We start from the raw sequence: 604 nt of genomic DNA on the forward strand, positions 1-604 counted from the left end.
AGTCCGGTCATCGATGGGCTGGGCGGCGGCAACGGCATTGTCGGCGGCCTCTGGACGCTCCTCGTGAGCGTAGTCGCGCTTCGAACGCGAGCACTCCACAGGCTGGTGAATTACTTCGGGCTCGTGGTTGGGAGTGCAGGCATCCTTTCGGCGATTCCAGTGCTGGGCGAGATCGGCGGTGGCGTCTTCGGCCTGACCCAGATCGTCTGGTTCGTTGCGCTCGGCGTCCTCCTGTTACGCGCAGGTCGCCGGGAGGCGCCCGCGTACCTCCGTGAGGAGTGACTCGATCGACGGCGGTGTGAGACAAACACGGACGGGGTGTCGCATACACGTTCCGTGTCCAGGGGGTCTCCACTGATAGAAATCCGGCTGCTCGGCTGGTGTACTCTCACTTTACGCTGTCTGACGTCGTACGTACTCCGCGATGACACCCAGTGTCGAAGAACAGTCAGTGAAGAGTCGCGCGCAGATGCGGGCCGTCGTGGCCAAGACGTACGGGTCGGCGGATGTCCTCCGCGTCGAGGAGGTTGCAACGCCGATACCCGATGACGACGAGGTGCTCGTTCGGATTCATGCCACGGTCGTCGGCCCGCCAGACTCGGCA

The 604-nt window shown here is 63.7% G+C and carries 2 pseudogenes; both read left to right on the forward strand.

The annotated features are described in order from the left end of the window. Positions 1-282: pseudogene (locus C5B90_RS19995) on the forward strand (hypothetical protein); the annotation flags it as partial. Between the two features lie 142 nt (positions 283-424). After that, positions 425-604 (forward strand): annotated as a pseudogene (locus C5B90_RS20000) (hypothetical protein); the annotation flags it as partial.

It is taken from the genome of Haloferax sp. Atlit-12N, from assembly GCF_003383095.1.
GTDB lineage: Archaea > Halobacteriota > Halobacteria > Halobacteriales > Haloferacaceae > Haloferax.